Here is a 21,068-nt window from a genome sequence, read left to right as displayed (position 1 = left end):
ACTACGATCAAGCGCACGGTGGACGGCTACGAGGACGACGGGACGGGCCGTGGTCAAGATCACTGATGTGGCGCGGCACGCGGGGGTCTCGCCGAGCACGGTCTCCTACGTGCTGAGCGGCAAGCGCTCGATCTCCGAGGAGACCCGGCGGCGGGTCCGCGACAGCATCCGCGAGCTCGGCTACCGGCCGCACGCGGGCGCCCGCGCGCTCGCCAGCAGCCGCTCCAACGTGCTCGCGCTGATGGTCCCGCTGCGCTCCGGCATCGCCGTCCCCGTCGTCATGCGGTTCGCCGTCTCGGTGGTCACCGCCGCGCGCCGGCACGACCACGACGTCCTGCTGCTCACCCAGGAGGAGGGCGAGGACGGCCTGCGCCGCGTCGCCGACAGCGCGCTCGTGGACGCGCTGATCGTCATGGACGTGCAGATGGAGGACCCGCGGCTGCCGCTGCTGCGCTCCCTGGACCGGCCGAGCGTGCTGATCGGCTTCCCCGCCGACGCCGGCGACCTGACCTGCATCGACCTCGACTTCCACGCCGCCGGCGCCCTCTGCGTCGAGCACCTGGCCGGGCTCGGGCACCGCGAGATCGCGATGATCGGCTCGCCGCCCGAGGTGTACGCCCGGCAGACCGGCTACGCGCGGCGGGTCGCGGACGGGTTCGCCGAGGCCGTCCGGGCGCACGGCCTGACCGGGGACGTCCACCCGTGCGAGGCCGCCCCCGACGCGGCCCGCGACCTGGTCGGGCGGCTGCTCGCCGAACGCCCCGGCCTGACCGGGGTGCTCGTCCACAACGAGCCGGTCGTGGGCCCGGTGGTGGCGGCGCTGCGCGCGGCCGGGCGCCGCGTCCCCGAGGACGTGTCGGTGGTCGCGATCTGCCCGGACGAGATGGCCGAGCACGCCGAGCCGCCGCTGTCGTCGGTCGCGATACCCGCCGAGGAGGTCGGCGGGCGCGCCGTGGAGCTGCTGATGGCCAAGCTGGACGGGGTTCCGGTGCCCGCTGCGACCCTGCTCCCGCCGACCCTGACCCGGCGCGCCAGCAGCGCGCCCGCCGCCGTCTGACACCCGAAGGGGGAATGCCGGGGCCCGCCACGGCCCGTTATCGAAGCGCTTCGACACGTCATCGGGGGGCCAGTTCCCAGAGGAGAATCGATGCCCAGACCCCATCGACACCCCCGTTCCCCCGGCCGGCGCGGCCGGCCGCTGACCCTCGTCCTCGCCGCCGTGCTGGCGGCGCCGCTGGCGCTGGCGGCACCGCCCGCCGCCGCCCGCGAGACCCTCCCGTTCCGCGACCCGGGCCTGTCCGTGGACGCCAGGGCCGGCGACCTGCTCGGACGGCTCACGCTCGACGAGAAGATCTCCCTGCTGCACCAGTACCAGCCCGCCATCCCGAGGCTCGGCATCGGCCGGTTCAAGACCGGCACCGAGGCGCTGCACGGCGTCGCGTGGTCCACGGACATCCACAACCAGGGTGCCGTGGTGCGGGCCAAGGGGACGGTGTTCCCGCAGTCGGTCGGCCTCGGCGCCACCTGGGACCCGGAGCTGCTCAAGAAGGTCGGCTCGGTCGTCGGCACCGAGGCCCGCGGCTACCACGCCGAGAACCCCGACGTGTGGGGCCTGCAGCTGTGGGCGCCGGTCGTGAACCCGCTGCGCGACCCGCGCTGGGGCCGCAACGAGGAGGGCTACTCCGAGGACCCGCTGCTCACCGGCCTGCTCGCCACCGCCTACGGCCACGGCATGCAGGGCGACGACCCGGACCACCTCAAGACGGCCCCGGTCCTGAAGCACTACATGGCCAACAACAACGAGATCCGGCGCGACCAGACGTCCTCCAGCCTGCGGCCCAGGGTCGGCAAGGAGTACGACGAGGTCCCGTTCAAGATGCCGATCAGCCGGGACGCCGTCACCGGGGTCATGACCGCCTACAACCTCGTCAACGGCCGCCCCGCGACGGTCACGCCCGACGCGGGCGGCCTGATCCGGTCCTGGACGGACCGCACGCTGTTCAACGTCACCGACGCGGGCGGCCCCAACAACCTCGTCAACTCGCAGCGGTACTTCCCCGACCTCGCCACCGCCGACGCGGCCGTCCTCAAGGCGGGCGTGGACAGCTTCACCACCGACAACACCGACTCGTCCATCACGGTCAACGCGGTCAAGGAGGCGCTGGCGCGCGGGCTGCTCGCCGAGTCCGACATCGACCGCGCCGTCCGCAACATCCTGAGCATCCGGGTCCGGCTCGGCGAGTTCGACCCGGGCGGCGGCCCGCACGGGAGGATCACCAAGGACGTCGTGGACGGCCCCGCCCACCGCGCCGTCGCCCGCGAGGCCGCGACCGAGCAGATGGTGCTGCTCAAGAACGAGGGCCGGACGCTGCCGCTCCCGGCCGGGAAGGTCGCCGTCGTGGGGCAGCTCTCGGACACCCTCTACACCGACTGGTACTCCGGCGACCTGCCGTACGAGGTCACGCCGCTGGACGGCATCCGGAGCAGGGCCGGCGCCGGGAACGTCACCACCAGCGAAGGCGTCGACCGGATCGCCCTCAAGGACGTCGAGACCGGCGAGTACATAGCGGGCGGGACGGGCGCGGGCACCGTCCTGAAGACCGGCGCGGCCGACTCCGATGACGCCACCACCCGGTTCGACGTGTTCGACTGGGGCCAGGGCGTCGTGACGCTGCGCAGCGCGGCCAACGGCAAGGTCGTCGGCCGCCACAACTGGGGCGACACGTTCGCCAACGACCAGGACCAGCCGAACGACTGGTTCGTCCAGCAGATGTTCAAGCTCGAAGAGCAGGACGACGGCACCGTCCTGATCCGCTACGCCGGCTACGAGAAGGCTTACGACTGGGCCGACCCGGCGAAGACGTACCTGAAGGCCCAGGACGACGGAACGCTCGTCCTCACCACCAAGGACGACGCGGGCCGGTTCGCCAAGGACGTCATCAGCAGCGGCGTCGAGTCGGCGGTGCAGGCGGCGGCCGGCGCGGACACCGCCGTCGTCGTGGTCGGCAGCATGCCGTTCATCAACGGCCGCGAGGACCACGACCGCACCACGATGGCGCTCGCCGAAGGCCAGTCCGAGCTCGTCAAGGCCGTCCGCAAGGCCAACCCGAACACCGTCGTCGTGGTGGAGAACAGCTACCCGACGACGCTCAACTGGGAGCAGGCGAACGTCCCGGCGATCCTGTGGACGAGCCACGCGGGCGCCGAGACCGGCAACGCCCTGGCGGCGGTCCTCTTCGGCGACGAGAGCCCCTCGGGCAAACTCCCGCAGACCTGGTACCGCTCCGAAGCCGACCTTCCCGGCATCCTCGAATACGACATCATCAAAAGCGACCGCACCTACCAGTACTTCAAGGGCGAGCCGCTCTACCCGTTCGGCCACGGCCTGTCGTACACGACGTTCCGCTACGGCAAGCCGCGGCTCGGCACCCATTCCATCGGCCGCGACGGGACGGTGGCCGTCACGGTCCCGGTCGCCAACACGGGCCGGACGGCCGGCGACGAGGTCGTCCAGCTCTACACACGCCAGCGGGACTCCCGGGTCAAGCAGCCGCTCAAGAAGCTGCGCGCCTTCGACAAGATCCACGTCGAGCCCGGTGAGACGGTGCACGCGAAGTTCCGGCTGAGCGCGTCCGACCTCGCCATCTGGGACGTCACCCGCGGCAAGTGGACGGTCGAGAAGGCGAAGCACGACCTGCTGATCGGCTCCTCGGCCGCCGACATCCGCAGCCGCGCGCACCTCAACGTGCGCGGCGAGACGATCCCCGACCGGGACCTGTCCAAGCCGACCCGCGGCGCCGACTTCGACGACCACGACGGCATCGAACTGGTCGACGAGTCGAAGGCCGGCGGCGACGCGGTGGCGGGTGCCGCCGGTTCGTGGCTGAAGTTCGCGGACGCCGACCTCGGCCGGTCCACCGGCAAGGTCACCGCACGCGTCGCGGGGACGAACGCCACCACGATCCAGGTCCGCCTGGACCGTCCCGACGGCCCCGTGGCGGGCACGCTGAACGTCCCGTCCACCGGCGGCGAGTACACCTACAAGGAGATCACCGCACCGCTCACCGGAGCCCGCGGAGACCGGGACGTCTACCTGGTCTTCACCGGCGAGACCCGCCTGAGCACCTTCTCCCTCACCCGCTGAGACCCGGCCCTCCCCGGCCTCGGCCGGGGAGGGCCCCTACGACTCGGCGAAGCGGGTGTGCAGGTCGCGCATCGCGGACTCCAGCGCGGCGACCGGGCCGTCCACCGGGAGGCCCGGCGCGACCTGCCGCACCGGGAGCGGCGCGACCGGCCCCGGCGGCAGCCCGAGGTCGGTGCGCCAAGCGGTGAGCTGCGCCGACGAGTGGACGTAGACGATGCGGCCGAGCCCCACCCAGGCGTGCGCGGCCGAGCACATCGGGCAGTGCTCGCCGGAGGTGAACACGGTCGCGGCGGCGCGGTCGCCCTCGGCGAGGTTGCGCGCCGCCCACCGGGCGATCTCGAACTCGGGATGCCGGGTGTGATCGCCGCCCGCGACGCGGTTGCGGTCCTCGAAGAGGACCTCCCCGGACCCGGACACCAGGACGGACCCGAACGGCTCGTCGCCCGCGCCGAGCGCCTCGGCGGCGAGCTCGACGCAGCGGTTCAGATGGCCGAGCTCGGCGGCGGTCGGTTCGTAGGCCATGGCACGATCATAGGCAGCGGAAGCGCCGGTGAGGGGCCCGCCGGACGGGCGCCGGCCCGCGCCCGCCCCTCACCGGCACGCCCCCGTGGCGCACCTCAGGCCGATTCGCGCCGGACCAGGTGGGGCCGCATGATGACGACCGGGTCCTCGATGGTCTCGCCGCGGATCCGCGAGATCAGCAGCCGGGCCATCGCCACGCCCATCTCCTCCACCGACTGGTGGACGGTCGTGAGCGGCGGGTCGGCCAGCGGGGCGGCGGCCGAGTCGTCGAACCCGATCACCGCGACGTCGCCGGGGACGCGGCGCCCGTGCCGCCGCAGCACCCGCAGCGCGCCGAGCGCCATCGGGTCGTCCGCGGCGAACACCGCGTCCAGGGCGGGCTCGGCGGCCAGCAGCCGCTCGGTGGCGGCGATGCCGCTGGCCTCGCCGAAGTCGCCGTACTCGACGTACTCGGGCAGCCCGGCCTCGGCGAGGGCCTCGCGGTAGCCGGCCAGCCGGTCGATGCCCACCCCCATGTCCTGCGGGCCGGCGATCGTGGCGATCCGCCGTCGGCCCCCGGTGATCAGGTGGGTGACGGCCTCGCGGGCGCCGCTGCGGTTGTCGACGTCGACGTAGCTGACCGGCGACAGGCCGGGCGGGCGCCCGCCGAGCACCGTCGGGACGCCGTTGGCCTCCAGCTTGGCGGGCAGCGGGTCCTCGGCGTGCAGGGAGGTGAGGAGCACCCCGTCCACGTGCTGGGTGGTGAGGTACTCCTCCAGCCGCCCGTACTCGTCGGGGGAGCGGGCCAGCGCGAGCAGCAGCTGCAGCCCCGTGTCGGCGAGGCCGTTGCTGATCCCCCGGATGATCCCGGCGAAGTACGGCTCGTCGAACAGCCGCTGGTCGGACTCGGCGACCACCAGCGCCACGGTGTCGGTGCGGCGGGTGACGAGCGTCCGGGCCGCCCGGTTCGGCACGTACCCGAGTTCCGCTATCGCCTTCAGCACCGCCTCGCGGGCCTGGGCGCTGACCCGCGGCGATCCGTTGACCACCCGCGACACGGTGCCGCGCCCGACACCTGCCCTCGCCGCCACCATTTCCAGCGTGGGACGGGTGCTGCTGCCCGTCATCCGACCCCCTCCGTCCGTCCGGTCCCCGCGTGCGTCAGCCCTGTCCGGGCAGCCCGCCCCGCCGGATGACCCCCGCGTACCACCGCGCGCTGTCCTTGGGCACCCGGCGCTGCGTGGCGTAGTCGACGTGGACCAGCCCGAAGCGCTTGGAGTACCCCCACGCCCACTCGAAATTATCCAGCAGGGACCAGGTGAAGTAGCCGCGAAGCGGTACCCCGTCGGCGATGGCGCGGTGGCACGCCCGCAGGTGGTCGTCGAGATAGGCGATGCGCCCCGCGTCTTGGACCGTGCCATCGCCGTCCGGGACCTCGTCGTAGCCGGCGCCGTTCTCGGTGATGTAGAGCGGCACCTCCGGGTAGTCGCGGTGCACCCGGGTGAGGACCTCGTGCAGCCCGTCCGCGTCGATCTCCCAGCCCATCCCGGTGACGGGACGCCCGGCGGAGACGAACCGGACGTGGTCGCTGCCGACCCACGGGGAGTGGGTGGAGAACGGCGACGACGCGGTCTGCGCCGCCTCGCCGGGCGTGCCCGCGACGGTGTGCCGCGAGTAGTAGTTGATGCCGAGCTGGTCGAGCGGCGTGCCGAGCACGGCCATGTCGGCGTCCGCGGGGGCGAAGCCGAGCCCGTCCATGTCCGCCATGACGTCCTCGGGGTAGCGGCCGAGCAGCAGCGGGTCGAGGAACAGCCGGTTCTGCAGCCCGTCGATGCGGCGCGCCGCGTCCACGTCGGCGGGGTCGTCGGACGCGGGGGTGATCGCGTAGAGGTTGACCGCGGCGCCGAACCGGTTGTCCGGGGTGCGGGCCCGCATCGCCTCGATCGCCAGGCCGTGGCCGAGCATCTGGTGGTGGGCGGCCCACAGGGACGCGGCCGGGTCGCGCCGGCCGGGCGCGTGCTCTCCGGAGGCGTAGCCGAGGAACGCCGCGCACCACGGCTCGTTGATGGTGGTCCAGTGGTGGACCCGGTCGCCGAGGGCCGCGTGCACGTGCGCCGCGTACTCGGCGAAGCGGTGGGCGGTCTCCCGCTCCGGCCAGCCGCCCGCGTCCTCCAGCGGCTGCGGCAGGTCCCAGTGGTAGAGCGTCGGCCACGGCTCGATGCCCGCGTCCAGCAGCGCGTCGACCAGCCGGCGGTAGAAGTCGAGGCCCTCCTCGTTGAACGCCCCGGCCCCGGCCGGCTGCACCCGGGGCCAGGAGATCGAGAACCGGTAGGCGGTCAGCCCGAGGTCGGTCATGAGCCGCACGTCCTCGGGGAAGCGGTGGTAGTGGTCCACCGCGACGTCGCCGGTGTCGCCGCCGAGCACCTTGCCGGGCGTGCGGCAGAACGTGTCCCAGATGGACGGGCCGCGCCCGCCCTCCCCGGCGGCGCCCTCGATCTGGTAAGCGGCGGTCGCGGCCCCCCAACGGAACCCGGTCGGGAACTGCGCGGCCGAGGTCGCGCTGGTGTCGTCCTTAAGGGAGGTCACGCCTTCACAGCACCTTCCATGATTCCGCCGATGATCTGGCGGCCGAAAATGATGAACACGATGAGGAGCGGCAGGACCGCCACGCTGGTCCCGGCGAACATGAGCGTGTAGTCCTGGAAGTGGGCGTTCGCCAGGTTGTTGATCGAGAGCTGCACCGTCGGGTTGTCGGGGTTCAGCACGGCGAGCGGCCACATGAACTCGTTCCAGGTCTGCATGAACGTGAACAGGCCGAGGACGCCGGCGGCGGGCCGCAGCGCGGGCAGCACGACGCGCCAGTAGATGCCGAACGTGGTGCACCCGTCGACGCGGGCCGCCTCGATCAGCTCGTCCGGGACGGCCTGCTCGGCGTACTGCCGCATCATGAACACGCCGAACCCGGTGACCAGGAACGGGACGATGACGGCCTGCAGCTCGTTCTGCCAGCCCAGCTCCACCATGATCATGTAGAGCGGGATGATGCCCATCTGCACCGGGATCATCATCGTCGCGATGATCACCAGCAGCAGCCCGTTCTTGCCGCGGAAGCGCAGCTTGGCGAAGGCGAACCCGGCGAGCGAGGCGAAGAACACCGTGGTGATCGTCACCACCCCGGAGGCGATCACCGAGTTCAGCAGGCCCTTGGCGAAGTAGGCGTCGGGGTTGCCGAACAGCCGCTCGATGTTCGCCGCGCCGTTGCCGCCGGGCAGCAGCGGCGGCGGGACGTCGGCGACGACGTCGTTGGTGCGGGTCGCCACGGCGATCATCCAGTAGATCGGGAAGAGCGACAGGAACAGCGCGGCGATCAGCGTGAGGTAGGTCAGCGGGCTGGCGTTCCACAGGCCGCGGAAGCGGCCGGCGGGCGCGGCGGCGTGCTTGCCCTCGGGGCGCCGCCCGGGGCCGGCCAGGAGCGTGGTCACTTGGTGCCTCCCGTGCGCCGCACGGCCAGGAAGTTGATGAGCGAGAACACGATGATCATCAGGAAGAGCGCCCAGGCGACGGTGGCGCCGTAGCCGTACCGGTCGCTGTTGAAGGCGTTGTCGTACATGTACATCGTGATCGTCTGGAACTGGTGCAGCGGGCCGCCGTCCATCTTGTTCGGCGTGTGGATGCTGAACAGGACGGGCTCGGTGAACAGCTGCAGCCCGCCGATCGTCGCGATGATCACCGTGAAGATGATCGTGGGACGCAGCATCGGCACGGTGATCTGCCAGAACTGCCGGATGCGGGACGCGCCGTCGATCGCGGCGGCCTCGTAGAGGTCCTTCGGGATGGCCTGCATGGCGGCCAGGTAGATCAGCGCGTTGTAGCCGGTCCAGCGCCAGTCGACCATGACGGCGATGGCCAGCCAGGACCAGCCGCGGCTGCTGCTCCACGCGATCGCGTCGACGCCGAACAGCCCGAGGAACCAGTTGATCATCCCCCAGTCCTGGTCGAACATCTGGGTGAACACGATCGCGACGGCGGCGGTCGAGGTGACCAGCGGCGCGACCATCCCGATGCGGAACAGCGTCGGCGTCCGCATCCGCCGGTTCAGCGCGTTCGCGATCATCAGCGCGAGCAGCAGCTGCGGCACGGTCGCGATGATGAAGATCCCGACGGTGTTGACCGTGGCGTGCCAGAAGTCGGAGTCGGTGAGCAGGTAGTCGTAGTTGTCCAGCCCGACGAAGTCGCGCGTCCCGGACGCCAGCTCCCAGTCGTGCAGGGAGACCCAGAGGGTGAAGACCAGCGGGAACGCGCCGAAGATCAGGAAGACGATGTAGAACGGCGAGATGAAGGCGTACGGTGCGCCCTTCACGTCGAGCCGGGCCAGCCGGGCCCGCCAGGTGCGGCGGGGCCCCGGGTCGGCCTTCGCCGGCGTGGGCGGCGGGGGGCCGTTCCGGCTGGGGCGCAGATCGGTGGTCACGTCGTGCGCCTCCTTTCCGAGGACGGGGCTGAGGGAGGGATGGGTACGGCGGCGGCGCCGGCGGGGAGGTTGCGGCGCGGCGCCGCCGCCGTGGTCGAACGGCCGCCGGAACTAGCGGGCGGCCTTCTCCGCCTCCTCGACCGACTTGCTCCACGCGCCGCCGGCGTCCTGCTTGCCCTGGCCCACCGACACCAGGACGTTCTCGACCGCGGCCCGCACGTCCTCGTTCTTCGGCCCGAGGTGGACCGGCTTCACCGCGGCGACCAGGTCACCGAAGATCTTGCCGACCGGGGCGTCGTTGAAGTACTCGCTCTTCGCGCCCGCGACCGCCGGGTCCTGCGCGGCCTGCGGCGAGGACGGGAAGACGTTCGCGGCCTTGTACGCGGCGACCTGGCCCTCGGGGGAGGTCAGGAACTTGGCCAGCTCGGCGGCCTCCTTGGCGTGCTTGGTCTGCTTCGGAACGGCCAGCCACGAGCCGCCCCAGTAGCCGGAGCCGCCCGGGATGGTCGCGACGTCCCACTTGCCCTTGCCGGCCTCACCGGAGAACTCCTCGATGCCGCCGAGCATCCACGACGGGCACGGGAGGGTGGCGAACGTGTCGCGCTTCAGCGCCGTCTGCCACGGCGGCGTGAAGATCGACATGTCGGCGGTGAGCTTGCTCTGCTCGAACTTCAGCGCCGTGTCGAATGCCTGCTTGACAGCCGGGTTGGTGCCGAAGACGAGGTTGTTCTCCTTGTCGAAGAAGCTGTGCCCGGGGCCGCTGCCGGCGTTCTGCAGGACGGTCGCGCGGAAGACGGCGGTCGGGCCGTCCAGCCACTTGGTGTCGGGGACCTTCTCCTGGAACTCCTGGCCCTTGGCGAGGAACTCGTCCCACGTCGGCCAGAGCGCGCCGACCTTCTCGCGGTCGGTCGGGAAGCCGGCCTTCTCGAACAGGTCCGTGCGGTAGCACATGGCCAGCGGGCCGACGTCGGTGCCGAGGCCGACGAGCTGCTTGCCGTCCGGGCTGACGCCCATCTGCCACTTCCAGGGCAGGAAGTTCTTCTCCAGCTCCTTGCCGCCGTGGTCGAAGAGGTTGACGAACTTGTCCGGCTGCTGCATGTAGAGCGGCAGGATGCCCTCTTCCAGCATGACGACGTCGCCGGCGCCGCTTCCGGTGGACATCCACTGCTGGATGCGCGGCTTGTACTCGTCGAGGCTGGAGACCTTGCGCAGCTTGACGGTGACGTTGGGGTGGGACTGCTCGTACTGCTTCGCGATCTCCTCGTACCCCGCCTCGCCGAAGACGTCGACGGTGAGCTCGACCGGACCGCCGTCCGAGCCGCCGTCCCCGCCGTCGTCCCCGCCGCAGGATACGACCAGGCCGCCGACGAGCACCGCCGCCATCGCCGTACTCAGTCCGCGCCGCATGATGGCCCTCATGGCGGACCCCTCTCAGGTTGTGACTTCCAGTGTGTGGGAGCGCTCCCACGGATGAAAGACCGTGACGGGCCTCACTGTCAATGAGCTGAAACATATTCGTTACAACATCTCCGCCGGGACGGCGGGCCGGTCAGGCCCGCCCCGACCCGCGGTCAGCCCCCGGTCAATCATCCCGGACGGACGCCGGCCCGGCCGCGGCGGGGGCCGGGCGGGCCGCCGCGGGCGCCGCCGCGGTGGACCGGCGGACGACCAGTTCCGGCCGGTAGACCAGCTCCGTCCGCGGCGCGCGGGAGCCGCGGAGCGGCCGCCGATATCGGCGACGCCGGGGCCGTCCGGCGTCGCCGACGGGAGGTATGAGCGCCAAGTCCGGACGCGCCTGCGCTGAACCCTGCGACGTCTTCCCTCCGTGCCACGGGGTATACGGACCGTCCAACGCAACCACCTGGTGCCTCGGCCACGTAGTACAGGGTGATTGCGGAGCCGAGGAAGGGGAGCGATGCGGGACCAGGGCATCGACCAGAAGGACATAGCGGAGGCGGATCTCCGGACGAGGCGCGGCGTCTTCCGCGCCGTCGCGTTCCGGGACCCGGTCGACGGGCACGAGCACATGGCGCTCGTGCGCGGCGACGTCGCGGGCAGGGAGAACGTGCTCGTCCGGATGCACTCCGAGTGCATGACCGGCGACATCTTCGCCGCCACGCGCTGCGAGTGCGGGGACCAGCTCGGCGCGGCCCTCGACGCGATCGTCCGCGAGGGCGCCGGTGTCCTGGTGTACCTGCGCGGCCACGAGGGGCGGGGGATCGGGCTGGTGGCGAAGGTCCGCACCCACATCCTCCAGGACGACCAGGGCCTCGACACCGTCGACTCCGCGACGGCCATCGGCCTGCCGGTCGACGTCCGCGATTATGGGCCGGCGGCGCGCGTCCTGCGCCACCTGGGGGTCCGGTCGGTGCGGCTGCTGTCCAACAACCCGGTCAAGGTGAGCGCGCTGGAGTCCTACGGGGTCGCCATCGCGGCGCGCGTGCCGCTGCTCGTCCCGGTCAGCGACGACAACGTCCGCTACCTCACCGCCAAGCGCGACCGGCTCGGCCACGACCTTCCGCAGCTGGAGGCCCCGGGGCTGGACGGCGCCGGCGAGGCGCCGGTCAGCGAGGTCCACGGATGACGCGCCCCATGGCGGTCACGCGGCCGCTGACGACGGCGCCGCCGGGCGTGCTCTACACCGCCGGGTCGCCGCGCCGCAGGATTCCGGTGCCGCCGCGCGGCGTGGAGCTGGCGGCCGCGGTCGGCGTGCAGTTCGCGGTGCTCGCCGCGCTGCGGCCCGGGATCGCGGGCATCGCCGCCGGTGTCGCCTACGCGCTGGTGTCGTGGGCCGTCCTCACCATGGCCTTCCGCCACCGGCGGACGCTCGGGCCCGCCGACCACGTCACTCTTGGTCGCGTCGTCCTCACGGGTGGTGTCACCTCGCTGGTCGCGGGGCATCTGATGGGGGACGGCCACACGTGGACGCTGGTCGCGGCCGCATCGGTGGCGCTCGTCCTGGACGGCGTCGACGGGCAGGTCGCCCGCCGCACCGGGACGGCGTCGCGGCTCGGCGCCCGGTTCGACATGGAGGTCGACGCGTTCCTCGTCCTGGTGCTGAGCGTGCACGTGGCCTGGTCCGCCGGGGCGTGGGTGCTGGCGATCGGGGCGATGCGGTACGTGTTCGGCGCGGCGGCGTGGGCGGCGCCGTGGCTGCGGGCCGAGCTGCGGCCGAGCATCGCGCGCAAGGCCGTCGCGGTGGTGCAGGGGGTCGCGCTGACCGTGGCCGCCTCGGGCGCCGTCCCGTTCGCGGCCCTGCTGGTGGCGGCGGCGCTCGCGGTGCTGGTGTGGTCGTTCGGGCGGGACGTCGCGTGGCTGTACACGCGGCGGCACGCGAACCGGCCGGCGGGCCGGGAGGATCGGGGGAGGAGCACGGATGGAGCGCGACGCCCGCGCCTTCTGGATCCGGTCGCCCGGTAAGGGGGAGATCCGCGACGTCGCCCTGCCGGAGCCGGGGCCCGGCGAGGTGCTCGTCCGGACGGTCTGCTCCGGGGTGAGCCGGGGGACCGAGTCGCTCGTCTTCAACGGGAACGTCCCGCCGAACCAGCACGCGATCATGCGGGCGCCCTTCCAGGACGGCGCGTTCCCCGGCCCGGTCAAGTACGGCTACCTGAACGTCGGCGTGGTCGAGCACGGCCCGCCGGACCTGCTCGGCCGCACGGTGTTCTGCCTCTACCCGCACCAGACCCGGTACGTGGTCCCGGCGAGCGCGGTCACCCCCGTCCCCGCCGAGGTGCCGCCGGGCCGCGCGATCCTGGCCGGGCCCGTGGAGACCGCCGTGAACGCGCTGTGGGACGCGGCGCCGCTGGTGGGCGACCGCATCGCCGTGGTCGGCGCCGGGATGATCGGCTGCTCGGTCGCCGGGGTCCTCGCCGGGTTCCCGGGCTGCGACGTCCGGCTCGTCGACACCGACCCGTCCCGCGCCGAGGTCGCGCGGGCGCTGGGCGTGGGTTTCGCGTCCCCCGAGGACGCCGAAGGCGGCTGTGACATGGTCTTCCACGCGAGCGCCACCGAGGCGGGCCTGGCCCGGTCGCTGGAGCTCCTCGCGCCGGAGGGGGAGGTCGTGGAGCTGAGCTGGTACGGCGACCGGCGGATCAGCGTCCCGCTGGGGGAGTTCTTCCACTCGCGGCGGCTGACGATCCGCGGCAGCCAGGTCGGCACCGTGTCGCCGGCGCGCCGCTCGCGGCGGACCTTCGCCGACCGGGTGGCGCTGGCGCTGCGGCTGCTCGCGAACCCCGCGTTCGACACGCTGGTCACCGGCGAGACCCCGTTCGGCGACCTGCCGCGCGTCATGCCGCGGCTGGCGAGCGGTGAACTTCCCGCGCTCTGCCGGCGAATCACTTACTGAGTCCTTGCGTTTGCAGTCCTTTCCATCCCGACCATCTGGAGGACGACCTTGTTCGGTATCACCGTCCGCGACCACGTCATGATCGCCCACAGTTTCCGCGGCGAGGTCTTCGGGCCGGCGCAGCGGCTGCACGGCGCGACGTACGTGGTGGACGCGACGTTCCGCCGCCCCGGCCTGGACCCGGACGGCATCGTCGTCGACATCGGGCTCGCCACCCGCGAGCTGGGCGAGGTCCTGGGCGGGCTGAACTACCGCAACCTCGACGAGGAGCCGGACTTCGCCGGGGTGAACACCTCGACGGAGTTCCTCGCCAAGGTCATCGCCGACCGGCTCGCCGACCGGGTCCACGCGGGCGCCCTCGGCGAGAACGCGCGCGGCCTGACCGGCATCACGGTGACGCTGAAAGAGTCGCACGTCGCCTGGGCCAGTTACGAGCGCGCGCTGTGAGCGGCCCTGTGAGCGGCCCGGTGAGCGCTGCGAAGGAGATCTGCTTCGTCGTCCCGGGCGACATCGACGACCCGGACGTGCCGAGCGGCGGCAACCGCTACGACCGGCGGCTGAGCGACGCGCTGGCCGCGTCGGGGCGCACGGTCCGCGAGCTGGCGCTGCCCGGGGCGTGGCCGCGCCCGGACGAGGCCGCGCGGGACGGGCTCGCCCGGTCGCTCGCCGGCCTGCCCGACGGGAGCGTCGTGCTGATGGACGGCCTCGTCGCGTGCGGCGTCCCCGACATCGTCGTGCCGGAGGCGGGCAGGCTGCGGCTGGCGGTCCTCGTCCACCTGCCGCTGGCGGACGAACCCGGCCAGGCCGATCTCAACGCGGGCGAGCGCGCGGTGCTGGAGGCGGCCGGGGCCGTGGTCGCGACGAGCCCGTGGGCGAAGGAGCACATCACCGCCCACCACGGGCTGGAGGCGTCCCGCGTCCACGCCGTCACGCCCGGGACCGACCCGGCGTCCCTCGCGACCGGCACCGACGGGACGACCCGGCTGCTGTCGGTGGCCTCGGTGACGCCGCGCAAGGGCCACGACGTCCTCGTGGAGGCCCTCGGCACCCTCGCGCACCTGCCCTGGCAGTGCGAGATCGTCGGGCCGCTGCGCCGCGACCCCGAGTACGTGACGCGCCTGCACCGGCTGATCGCCCGGCACGGCCTCGGCGAGCGCGTCCACCTGGAGGGGCCGCTGACCGGCAAGCGGCTCGACGACGCCTACGCCGGGGCCGACCTCGTCCTCCTGGTGTCCCGCGCCGAGACGTACGGGATGGTCGTGAGCGAGGCCCTCGCCCGCGGCATCCCGGTCATCGCGACGGCGGTCGACGGCGTGCCCGACACGCTCGGCTGGGACCCCACGGGCGCCGTCCCGGGCCTCCTCGTGCCGCCGGACGACCCGGGCGCACTGGCCGCGTCGCTGCGCCGGTGGCTGGTGACGCCGGAGCTGCGGGGCCGGCTCCGCGACGCCGCCCGGCGGCGCCGCGGCATGCTCCCCGGCTGGGACGACACCGCCCGCCAGATGGCGATCGTGCTGAACCGCCTGCGCAGGGAGGCCCGGTGAAGGAGGACACGCTCCAGGAGGACACGGGGGGCTTCGACCCGTCCTGGCTGACGCTGCGGGAGGGCGCGGACGCCGTCGCCCGCGCCACCGAGCTGCTGGACCCGCTCCGCGCCGCGCTCCCGCCGGGCGAGCCGCTGGTCATCTGGGACCTCGGCTGCGGCACCGGCTCCCTGGGGCGCTGGCTGGCCGGGCGGCTGCGCGGCCCGCAGCACTGGATCCTGCAGGACCGCGACCCCGCCCTGCTCGACCTGGCCCGCGGCAACGCCTACGTCACCGCCGACGGGCTGCCCGCCACGATCGAGACCCGCGCCGGCGACCTCGGGTCGTTGCGCGCGTCCGACCTCGTCGGCGCGTCGCTGGTCACCGCGTCGGCGCTGCTGGACGTGCTGACCGCCGCCGAGGTCGAGTCCATCGCCGCCGCCGTGAGCTGCCCGGCGCTGCTGACCCTGTCGGTGGTCGGGCGGGTCCGGCTGCACCCGCCCGACCCCCTCGACGCCGAGATCGCCGCCGCGTTCGACGCCCACCAGCGCCGCGGCGGCCTCCTCGGGCCGGACGCCGTCACCGCCGCCACCGAGGCGTTCGGCCGGCGCGGCGCGTCCGTGCGGACGCGCCCGAGCCCGTGGCGGCTCGGCCCCGGGCAGGCCGCGCTGACCGCCGAGTGGCTGCGCGGCTGGGCCGCCGCCGCCGTCGAGCAGCGCCCCGAGCTGGGACCGCCCGCGGCCGAGTACCTGCGCCGGCGGCTCGCCGAGTGCGCGGCGGGGGCGCTCACCGCCGAGGTCCACCACGTCGACCTGCTCGCCCTCCCCGGGGGTACCCCTTGACGAAGCTCTGGCCCTGGCTGCGCCTGCTCATCGGGGTGGGCATCCTCGCCGCACTCCTCTGGTGGCACAGCACCGACGCGTTCGTCGACGCGCTCAAGGCCATCGACGCGGGCGCGGTGGCGGTCGCGCTCGCCATCGGCCTGCTGACGACCGTGCTCAGCGCGGCCCGGTGGTGCCTCGTCGCCCGGCGCCTTGGCCTGCCGCTGACCATGGCGGGGGCCGTGCCGGACTACTACAGGGCCCAGTTCCTCAACGCGGTCCTGCCCGCGGGGGTGCTGGGGGACGTCCACCGCGCGGTGAGCCACGGCCACCGGTCCGGTGACGTCGGCCGCGGGGTGCGGGCGGTGTTCCTCGAACGCGTTGCGGGGCAGGTCGTTCCGGTGCTCGTGGGCCTGGCCGTCCTGTTCACCCAGCCGGCCGTGCTGTCGGCGATGGCCCCGGCCGTGACGCCGGCCCTGGTCGTGCTCGGGGTCGTCCTGAGCCTGCTGCTCGTCGCCGCCCGCCGCCGCCGCACGGGCCACCGCACGGGCCGGCCGCGGGCGGTAGCGGCCGTGTTCGCCGACACGCGCGCCGTCTTGGACATCTGGCCCGCCATCGTCGTGCTGTCCGTGGCGGCCCTGGCCGGGCACCTGACGCTGTTCGTCGTCGCCGCCCGCCTCACCGGCGCCACGGCACCGCTCGCCACCCTGGTGCCGCTGCTCCTGCTGGCGCTGCTCGTGATGGTGCTGCCGGTGAACGTCGGCGGCTGGGGGCCGCGCGAGGCCGTCCTCGCCGTCGCGTTCGGCGCCGCCGGGCTCGGCTCAGCGCAGGGGCTCACCGTCTCCGTCGTCTACGGGGTCCTCACGTTCGTCGCGTGCCTGCCCGGCGCCGCCGCCCTGCTGGTGAAGCGCCGCGAGGTGGCCCCCGAAGGCCGCGACCAGGCTCCGCAGGGCGTCCCGGCCCTTGCCGGCGTCGGCCAGTGACGGCCGCCCGATGACGCCCGACGCGGTGTAGGCGGCCATTCCGGACGTCAGCAGATGCCGCCGGTCACCGGCCAGGTGATCGGCGGCCTCGTACCCGGCGCGGACGAGTTCCGGGTGGGCGTGCAGCAGGATCGACGTCTCCAGCTCCCCGGCGTGCATGTCGTCGTCGTTGGAGGTCTCGACGCCCGCCGCCGCGCGGGCCTCGGCCCACTCGTCCAGGCCGGGGAACAGCGCCATGTCGCCGCGCGCCTCCTGCACGACGTTGCCCAGCACGTAGTTGCCCCCGTGCCCGTTCACCAGGACCAGCTTCGGCACCCCCGACCGGCGCAGCGACTCGGCGATGTCGCGGACGACCGCGTGCAGGGTCGCCGCGGAGATGCTCACCGTCCCCCGCCAGGCCGGGTCCTCGTGCTCATGGGAGCACGAGATCGTCACGGGCGGGAGCAGCCGGACGGGGTACGCGGCGGCGATCTCCCGCGCGACCGTGCAGGCGATCACCGTGTCGGTCGTGAGCGGCAGGAACGGGCCGTGCTGCTCGTGGCTCCCGACCGGCAGGACCGCAACCGGGACGTCCGGGACCTCGGAACTCGTGTGCGTCGGCAACATGCCCACAACTCTGCCGTACCGGAGGGCTCCCGCGTCCTCAGCCGCCGAGCAGCTCGCGGACGAGGCCGCCGACCTGGGCGGTCTCGGTGAGGAAGCCGTCGTGGCCGCTCGGCGACTCGATCACCCGCAGCCGGTCGGCGGTGGGGATGCCGGCCGCCAGCTCGGCCTGCTGCGCCAGCGGGTAGAGCCGGTCGGAGTCGACGCCCGCCACCAGCGTCCGCGCCGTGACCCGGCGCAGCGCCGCGGCGGTGCCGCCCCGGCCCCGGCCCGCGTCGTGCCCGTTCATCGCCTCGCTGAGCACCACGTAGCTGCCCGCGTCGAAGCGCCGCACGAGCTTGGCGGCGTGGTGGTCGAGGTAGGACTCCACCTGGTAGCGGCCGGACCGCAGCGGGTCCTCGCCGTCCTGCGCGCGGCGGCCGAAGCGGGCCTGCAGCTCCGGCTCGCTGCGGTAGGTGATGTGCGCGAGCCGCCGCGCCGTGCCGAGCCCCGCGTGCGGCCCCTGCCCCGGCGCCGCGCCGTGGTAGTCGCCGCCGCGCCAGCCCGGGTCGGCGCGGATCGCGTGCAGCTGCACCGCGGCCATGGCGATCTGCTCGGCGCTCGCCGCGGCCGTGGTCGCGAGCAGCAGCAGCGCCCCGACCCGCTCCGGATACGACACCGCCCACTCCAGCGCCCGCATCCCGCCCATCGAGCCGCCGGTCACCAGCGCCCAGCGCTCGATCCCCAGCTCGTCGGCGAGCAGCGCCTCCGCCGCCACCATGTCCCGCTGCGTCAGATGGGGGAACGCCCCTCCCCAGGGCCGCCCGTCCGGCCGGGGCGAGGCCGGCCCGGTACTGCCCTGGCAGCCGCCGAGCACATTCGGGACGACCACGAACCAGCGGTCGGTGTCCAGGGGGCGGCCCGGCCCGATCAGCCCGTCCCACCAGCCGGGCGTGGGGTGCCCCGGCCCGGCGGGACCGGCGGCGTGGCTGTCTCCGGTCAGCGCGTGCAGCACCAGCACCGCGTTGGACGCGTCGGGCGCGAGCCGCCCCCACGTCTCGTACGCGAGCCGGATCCCGGGCAGGACGCCGCCGGCCTCCAGCGGCAGCGGCCGGCCGAGCGTCACCCAGCGCCGCCGGCCGGGCGGATCCCCCTCCCGCCAGGCCCCGGAGACCGGCGGGAGGGGGAGCGGCGCGGTCTCGGGACCGGCGGTCAGAGCGCGCCCTTCGCCGCGCGGAACCCGGCCTCCAGGTCGGCCTTCAGGTCACCGACGTTCTCGATGCCGACCGACAGCCGCACCAGCCCGGGGGTGACGCCGGCCGCGGTGTGCTCCTCGGGCGTGAGCTGGCTGTGCGTGGTGGACGCCGGGTGGATGATCAGGCTGCGCACGTCGCCGATGTTCGCGAGGTGGCTGAACAGCTTGACGCCCTCGACGAAGCGCCGTCCCGCCTCGATGCCGCCGGGCAGCTCGAAGCTCACCATCGCGCCCTCGCCGCGCGGCAGGTAGCGCTTGGCGGCGTCGTGCCACGGGCTGGACGCCAGCCCCGGGTAGTGCACGGCCGCCACGTCGTCGTGCCCCTCCAGCCACTCGGCCAGCTCCTTGGCGTTCGACGAGTGGCGCTCCATCCGCAGGCTGAGCGTCTCCACGCCCTGCAGCAGCAGGAACGCCGAGTGCGGGGAGATCGCGGGGCCGAGGTCGCGCAGCAGCTGCACCCGCATCTTGACGGCGTAGGCGCCCGGACCCAGCGCCGGCCAGTACCGCAGCCCGTTGTAGCTCGGGTCGGGCTCGTTGAAGTCGGGGAACCGCTCGGGGTGCGCGCCGAAGTCGAACGTGCCGCCGTCGACCACGATGCCCGCGATGGTGGTGCCGTGCCCGCCGAGGAACTTGGTCGCCGAGTGGACCACGATGTCGGCGCCGTGCTCCAGCGGGCGCACCAGGTACGGGGTCGCGACCGTGTTGTCGATGATCAGCGGGACGCCCGCCTCGTGCGCGACGTCGGCGACGCCGCGGATGTCGAGGATGTTGCCCTTCGGGTTGCCGATGCTCTCGGCGAACACCGCCTTGGTGTTCGGCCGGATCGCGGCGCGCCACGCGTCGAGGTCGTCGGGGTCGTCCACGAGGGTGACCTCGATGCCGAACTTCGGCAGCGTGTGCCGGAACAGGTTGTGCGTCCCGCCGTAGATCGTGGAGGCGGAGACGATGTGGTCGCCGGCGCGCGCCAGGTTCCAGATCGCCATCGACTCGGCGGCCTGCCCCGAGGAGACGGCCAGCGCGGCGACCCCGCCCTCCAGCGACGCGACGCGCTGCTCGAACGCGTCCTGGGTCGGGTTCATGATCCGGGTGTAGATGTTGCCGGTCTCGGCGAGCGAGAACAGGTTCGAGGCGTGCTCGGTGTCGCGGAAGACGTAGGAGGTCGTCTGGTAGATCGGCACCGCCCGCGCCCCCGTGGTCGGGTCGGGCTGGGCGCCGGCGTGCACCTGCCGGGTCTCGAACGACCAGGCGGACTCGGCGTTCTCGTCGTGCTGGCTCATGGGTCTCCTCGGGCTGTACGGGGCCGTGGTGGGTGAGGTCGTGCGGGACCGGCCCGCTCGTGCGGGGTGCGGCGGGCGCGGAGCGCGGCCGGAAGGGACGCCGCCGGGTGCCGCGCGGGCGCGGCCGGGACGCCGGACGGCGCCGCGGCGGGCGGCGTCAAGAAGCGGCGCGGCAACAGCCGGAGCTGGTGACGCGCCCGTAGTCAACGTGCCGGCGGGCCACGAGCAAAGTCATTGAGGCAGTTTATCCTGGTCACAGGCTTGTTTGCGGGTAATGTGCATCACAGGTAATCAAATTATGGACGGTCCGTCAGGCCGCCACGAGATCGTCGCGTGCGGGCGCCTCCCCGGAACGGCGGTCCGCCCCGCCCGCGCAGGCTCCGCCGACCCGGCCGGTATGCCCGTTCCCTGCTGCGGGACACGCCCGCGTCGCCCGTGCCGCCCGTGCCGCCCGTGCCGGCACGCCCCGCCGTACCCGCTCGGCGGCCGCGACCGCCGCCATCGCCCCCGCCAGCAGGACGGCCGCGACGAGGGCGTCCGTCCAGTAGTGGTTGGCCGTCACGACCACCACGAACACCGTGACCGGCGCGTGCATCGCGACCGACCACCGCCACCGGCTCCGCGACACCCGCACCACCGCGACGGCGACGAGCAGCGCCCACCCGACGTGCAGCGACGGCATCGCCGCGTACTGGTTGGCGAGGCCGTCGGTCGCCGCCGGGTACGCCGACGGGCCGACGGTCAGCATCGTGTCGGTGGCGCCGATGCCGGCCAGCCGCGGCGGCGCCAGCGGGAACAGCACGTGCACGACCAGCCCCGCCCCGGTCAGCACCACGAGCTCGTTTCTCACCCGGTTATAGGACGACCGGTGCCGCACATAAAGCCAGACCAATAGCAGGGTCGTCCCGGGAAAGTGCATGCCCACGTAATACACATTCGCCAAGAAGGCGGTGTGGTCCCAGCCCAGCGCCCACTGCTGCAATTCCACTTCGCTCGGCAGCAGGCCGTCCTGGAACCCCCACAGCAGCGACGCGTTCGCCATCGCCTCGGCGGGGCCGTGGTCGAACAGCGTCCGGCCCCACCTGTAGAACGCGAAGAGGACCGCCAGCAGCCCGATCTCGGTGGCCAGCGGCCGCAGCCCGCCCCCCGCGCCCCGCCGAAGGGCC

At 73.4% G+C, this 21,068-nt stretch carries 18 protein-coding genes and 1 pseudogene; 9 read left to right on the top strand and 10 right to left on the bottom strand.

From position 1 onward, the window contains the following. The first annotated feature begins 49 nt into the window (after positions 1–49). Complete coding sequence (locus E1200_RS09925) at positions 50–1,057, top strand: LacI family DNA-binding transcriptional regulator (protein ID WP_131951531.1); 1,008 nt, start codon at positions 50–52, stop codon at positions 1,055–1,057. 90 nt (positions 1,058–1,147) lie between these two features. Then, positions 1,148–4,144 carry a glycoside hydrolase family 3 protein gene (locus tag E1200_RS09920; RefSeq protein WP_131951530.1) on the top strand — a complete coding sequence of 999 codons (2,997 nt, stop codon included), beginning with the start codon at positions 1,148–1,150 and terminating at the stop codon, positions 4,142–4,144. A 36-nt stretch (positions 4,145–4,180) separates the two neighbouring features. On the opposite strand, the gene E1200_RS09915 is transcribed toward E1200_RS09920, so the two are convergent. The 6 genes from E1200_RS09915 to E1200_RS09890 form a co-directional block, all read right to left on the bottom strand. Next, positions 4,181–4,666, bottom strand: a complete 486-nt coding sequence (locus E1200_RS09915; RefSeq protein ID WP_131951529.1) for a nucleoside deaminase — start codon at positions 4,664–4,666, stop codon at positions 4,181–4,183. 95 nt (positions 4,667–4,761) lie between these two features. Continuing rightward, entirely contained in the window at positions 4,762–5,772 is a 1,011-nt protein-coding gene (locus E1200_RS09910; RefSeq protein WP_131951528.1) for a LacI family DNA-binding transcriptional regulator, read from the bottom strand. Positions 5,773–5,806: 34 nt separating this feature from the next. After that, a complete protein-coding gene (locus E1200_RS09905) occupies positions 5,807–7,231 on the bottom strand; it encodes a GH1 family beta-glucosidase (RefSeq protein WP_131951527.1) in 1,425 nt (474 codons plus the stop codon). Further along, entirely contained in the window at positions 7,228–8,049 is an 822-nt protein-coding gene (locus tag E1200_RS09900) for a carbohydrate ABC transporter permease (protein ID WP_243708453.1), read from the bottom strand. Before E1200_RS09900 ends, E1200_RS09905 begins: the two co-directional genes overlap by 4 nt. Before the next feature lie 74 nt (positions 8,050–8,123). Further along, positions 8,124–9,020, bottom strand: coding sequence for a sugar ABC transporter permease (locus tag E1200_RS09895; RefSeq protein ID WP_243708452.1), 897 nt, complete (start codon positions 9,018–9,020; stop codon positions 8,124–8,126). A gap of 204 nt (positions 9,021–9,224) precedes the next feature. Then, complete coding sequence (locus E1200_RS09890) at positions 9,225–10,532, bottom strand: extracellular solute-binding protein (RefSeq protein ID WP_243708449.1); 1,308 nt, start codon at positions 10,530–10,532, stop codon at positions 9,225–9,227. A gap of 496 nt (positions 10,533–11,028) precedes the next feature. Between E1200_RS09890 and ribA the strand changes: the two genes are divergently transcribed. The 7 genes and pseudogenes from ribA to E1200_RS34750 form a co-directional block, all read left to right on the top strand. Further along, a complete protein-coding gene (gene ribA / locus E1200_RS09880) occupies positions 11,029–11,697 on the top strand; it encodes a GTP cyclohydrolase II (protein ID WP_131951526.1) in 669 nt (222 codons plus the stop codon). Next, complete coding sequence (locus tag E1200_RS09875; RefSeq protein WP_243708448.1) at positions 11,694–12,533, top strand: CDP-alcohol phosphatidyltransferase family protein; 840 nt, start codon at positions 11,694–11,696, stop codon at positions 12,531–12,533. The genes ribA and E1200_RS09875 overlap by 4 nt, the downstream gene beginning before the upstream one ends. Then, complete coding sequence (locus tag E1200_RS09870; protein ID WP_131951525.1) at positions 12,490–13,461, top strand: zinc-binding alcohol dehydrogenase; 972 nt, start codon at positions 12,490–12,492, stop codon at positions 13,459–13,461. Before E1200_RS09875 ends, E1200_RS09870 begins: the two co-directional genes overlap by 44 nt. A gap of 48 nt (positions 13,462–13,509) precedes the next feature. Then, entirely contained in the window at positions 13,510–13,908 is a 399-nt protein-coding gene (locus tag E1200_RS09865; protein ID WP_131951524.1) for a 6-carboxytetrahydropterin synthase, read from the top strand. A gap of 20 nt (positions 13,909–13,928) precedes the next feature. Then, positions 13,929–15,005: a glycosyltransferase family 4 protein gene (locus E1200_RS09860; protein ID WP_207933269.1), complete on the top strand. Its 1,077-nt coding sequence runs from the start codon at positions 13,929–13,931 to the stop codon at positions 15,003–15,005. Beyond that, positions 15,002–15,826, top strand: coding sequence for an SAM-dependent methyltransferase (locus tag E1200_RS09855; protein WP_131951522.1), 825 nt, complete (start codon positions 15,002–15,004; stop codon positions 15,824–15,826). Before E1200_RS09860 ends, E1200_RS09855 begins: the two co-directional genes overlap by 4 nt. Further along, positions 15,754–16,623, top strand: a pseudogene (locus E1200_RS34750) (lysylphosphatidylglycerol synthase transmembrane domain-containing protein); the annotation flags it as partial. The gene E1200_RS09855 and the pseudogene E1200_RS34750, both read left to right, overlap by 73 nt. Positions 16,624–16,626: 3 nt before the next feature. Here E1200_RS34750 and E1200_RS09845 read toward each other — a convergent pair. From E1200_RS09845 to E1200_RS09830, 4 genes are all read right to left on the bottom strand, one after another. Beyond that, positions 16,627–17,394: a creatininase family protein gene (locus E1200_RS09845; protein ID WP_131951521.1), complete on the bottom strand. Its 768-nt coding sequence runs from the start codon at positions 17,392–17,394 to the stop codon at positions 16,627–16,629. Positions 17,395–17,431: 37 nt separating this feature from the next. After that, positions 17,432–18,586 carry a homoserine O-acetyltransferase gene (locus E1200_RS09840; RefSeq protein WP_131951520.1) on the bottom strand — a complete coding sequence of 385 codons (1,155 nt, stop codon included), beginning with the start codon at positions 18,584–18,586 and terminating at the stop codon, positions 17,432–17,434. Continuing rightward, positions 18,583–19,902: a bifunctional o-acetylhomoserine/o-acetylserine sulfhydrylase gene (locus E1200_RS09835; protein WP_131951519.1), complete on the bottom strand. Its 1,320-nt coding sequence runs from the start codon at positions 19,900–19,902 to the stop codon at positions 18,583–18,585. The genes E1200_RS09840 and E1200_RS09835 overlap by 4 nt, the downstream gene beginning before the upstream one ends. Positions 19,903–20,212: 310 nt before the next feature. Next, a partial coding sequence (locus tag E1200_RS09830) for a phosphatase PAP2 family protein (protein ID WP_207933268.1) occupies positions 20,213–21,068 on the bottom strand: 856 nt, incomplete at its 5' end.

Origin of the sequence: Actinomadura sp. GC306, assembly GCF_004348665.1 — a bacterium.
In the GTDB taxonomy this organism is placed as follows: domain Bacteria; phylum Actinomycetota; class Actinomycetes; order Streptosporangiales; family Streptosporangiaceae; genus Spirillospora.
This window is presented reverse-complemented; position numbering and strand designations above follow the sequence as displayed.

What these genes read in the sequence shown, in the direction of transcription:
- E1200_RS09920 (WP_131951530.1), top strand. Translation starts at nt 1,148, where the DNA reads ATGCCCAGACCCCATCGACACCCCCGTTCCCCCGGCCGGCGCGGCCGG.
- E1200_RS09915 (WP_131951529.1), bottom strand. Translation starts at nt 4,666, where the DNA reads ATGGCCTACGAACCGACCGCCGCCGAGCTCGGCCATCTGAACCGCTGC.
- E1200_RS09910 (WP_131951528.1), bottom strand. Translation starts at nt 5,772, where the DNA reads ATGACGGGCAGCAGCACCCGTCCCACGCTGGAAATGGTGGCGGCGAGG.
- E1200_RS09890 (WP_243708449.1), bottom strand. Translation starts at nt 10,532, where the DNA reads ATGAGGGCCATCATGCGGCGCGGACTGAGTACGGCGATGGCGGCGGTG.
- ribA (WP_131951526.1), top strand. Translation starts at nt 11,029, where the DNA reads ATGCGGGACCAGGGCATCGACCAGAAGGACATAGCGGAGGCGGATCTC.
- E1200_RS09875 (WP_243708448.1), top strand. Translation starts at nt 11,694, where the DNA reads ATGACGCGCCCCATGGCGGTCACGCGGCCGCTGACGACGGCGCCGCCG.
- E1200_RS09870 (WP_131951525.1), top strand. Translation starts at nt 12,490, where the DNA reads ATGGAGCGCGACGCCCGCGCCTTCTGGATCCGGTCGCCCGGTAAGGGG.
- E1200_RS09845 (WP_131951521.1), bottom strand. Translation starts at nt 17,394, where the DNA reads ATGTTGCCGACGCACACGAGTTCCGAGGTCCCGGACGTCCCGGTTGCG.
- E1200_RS09835 (WP_131951519.1), bottom strand. Translation starts at nt 19,902, where the DNA reads ATGAGCCAGCACGACGAGAACGCCGAGTCCGCCTGGTCGTTCGAGACC.